General features: G+C 44.6%; 4 protein-coding genes. 1 reads left to right on the plus strand and 3 read right to left on the minus strand.

The genetic code is table 11. From position 1 onward, the window contains the following. A partial coding sequence (locus S1OALGB6SA_RS10650) for a hypothetical protein (protein ID WP_230204465.1) occupies positions 1-209 on the plus strand: 209 nt, incomplete at its 5' end. On the opposite strand, the gene S1OALGB6SA_RS06360 is transcribed toward S1OALGB6SA_RS10650, so the two are convergent. From S1OALGB6SA_RS06360 to S1OALGB6SA_RS06370, 3 genes are all read right to left on the minus strand, one after another. Continuing rightward, positions 189-590 carry a hypothetical protein gene (locus S1OALGB6SA_RS06360; protein WP_124032909.1) on the minus strand — a complete coding sequence of 134 codons (402 nt, stop codon included), beginning with the start codon at positions 588-590 and terminating at the stop codon, positions 189-191. The genes S1OALGB6SA_RS10650 and S1OALGB6SA_RS06360 overlap by 21 nt on opposite strands. A 72-nt stretch (positions 591-662) precedes the next feature. After that, a complete protein-coding gene (locus tag S1OALGB6SA_RS06365; protein ID WP_124032910.1) occupies positions 663-1,091 on the minus strand; it encodes a hypothetical protein in 429 nt (142 codons plus the stop codon). Between the two features lie 43 nt (positions 1,092-1,134). Further along, entirely contained in the window at positions 1,135-1,371 is a 237-nt protein-coding gene (locus S1OALGB6SA_RS06370; protein ID WP_124032911.1) for a hypothetical protein, read from the minus strand. Between the last annotated feature and the right edge of the window lie 127 nt (positions 1,372-1,498).

Raw genomic sequence — 1,498 nt, forward strand, 5'->3', positions numbered from 1 at the left:
TCTATCCTGTTCATACGCCCAAGATAGTCGCTCTTGAAACTCATCAGGGCAATCTTGAGGGGAGGGCGGCGATACGGGCCTGCCTGAGGTCCTTTGCAATCGGGAGCGGCCTGACTACAGGCGGGCTGGAGCTATCTGTAGCGCTGGCTGGCTGCTTGGCCTCGCTGGGCTTAGTGACCCCTGCTCCATTACTGTTGAATACTTTCTAGGTATTCTCTCCATTCATTGGGGCCAGTATATTTCTCCGGTAGTAGAAACAAACCCTCTTCAGTCACTAACCAGAATTCATAGTCATCAACCGATTTAGCCTTCAATTCATTTAGAACTTCTTCTGGATACTCGGCAAGCAATACTCCATCTTCTGAGTAGACTGTTATGCTTATAAAAGTAACCCCTTCTTTATCATATCGAAAACCTACTTCAGGTTTCAGAGTAATATTTGATGTTGCATTGTCACTATACTCAATCACCACTCTTACTGTATATTCATAGCCATTACGGAAATTTGGCATGGGGAACTTATCCCAACCCAGAAGAGTTGGAACCAAGAATCCCAAGCAAAGTACTTTGCCCACAGTCATGTCTCTCATTTCTTCCTCCTAACAGCCAAATATATGTTTCTCATTTCTTCCTCCTGCTTTTTTCTCCAAAACCAGCCATCCTCATCTATTGCTTTTAGAATAATTATCTGCGGCATGCTCCATTGGACTTGGTTTCCACATGCCCCCAGAGAGCAGATAGGGTATAAAGAATAGAATACCTAAAAGCTGATACTGATATGTATGGGCCTCTTCATGCATGCCTATATTTTCTTTGGATCCTTCATACCTCACAGTATTATGTTCAGGCCCTTTCCCCTCCATGGCATAAATCACAGTATTACCAAATGTGATGGCACCACCAAGCTTAAAAAATGTTATGAAGTTTATCGCATTGTTGGAAATGGTAATCTTTCCTTTACCATATATCAATCTACTCAATCCCACTAGTATCAAGCCAACGAGAGCAGCAGACAAGGTAACTGGTGAAGCCCAAATTTTGCCTATTATATCAAGTACTATAGGCCATTTATGACTAGGTTCAAAAGGCATAGGAAAGTCTCCGAAGCCGCGTATTATTGGCTCAGGCAATCGCTCAGGCAATTGAATATATGTCGGGCCCTTTGAAGGATGGATAGTATGCGGGCAATCTATCAGGCATATCTATCGGGGTATTCGGACCAAATTCCCAGACTGGATGCTCCAATCCAGGCAACTTCAAGTTAAGCCCGTCTTCTGCCTCCATCCCCGTCGGGTCCACATACCTTACTGGGTTGTTGTTCGTATATGAATACCAGTTGGTAGCCTCGATAACAGAATAGCCCTTGCGCATTCCTCACACTTGGCCCAGGTCCAAAGCTCTCCGGCCACCCATCCGGCTAGAGGCAGGTGAACAGAATACTCTCTTATTTTTTGTAGGCAGGAGGCCTACTGAAAATAAGGCATCTTCTGTTTAGCCT

Source organism: Olavius algarvensis spirochete endosymbiont (assembly GCA_900608495.1).
GTDB lineage: Bacteria > Spirochaetota > Spirochaetia > DSM-2461 > DSM-2461 > UBA2779.

Bases quoted from the DNA above. Each gene is read 5' to 3' on its own strand.
- S1OALGB6SA_RS06370 (WP_124032911.1), bottom strand. From the start codon at position 1,371: ATGCGCAAGGGCTATTCTGTTATCGAGGCTACCAACTGGTATTCATAT.
- S1OALGB6SA_RS06365 (WP_124032910.1), bottom strand. From the start codon at position 1,091: ATGCCTTTTGAACCTAGTCATAAATGGCCTATAGTACTTGATATAATA.
- S1OALGB6SA_RS06360 (WP_124032909.1), bottom strand. From the start codon at position 590: ATGAGAGACATGACTGTGGGCAAAGTACTTTGCTTGGGATTCTTGGTT.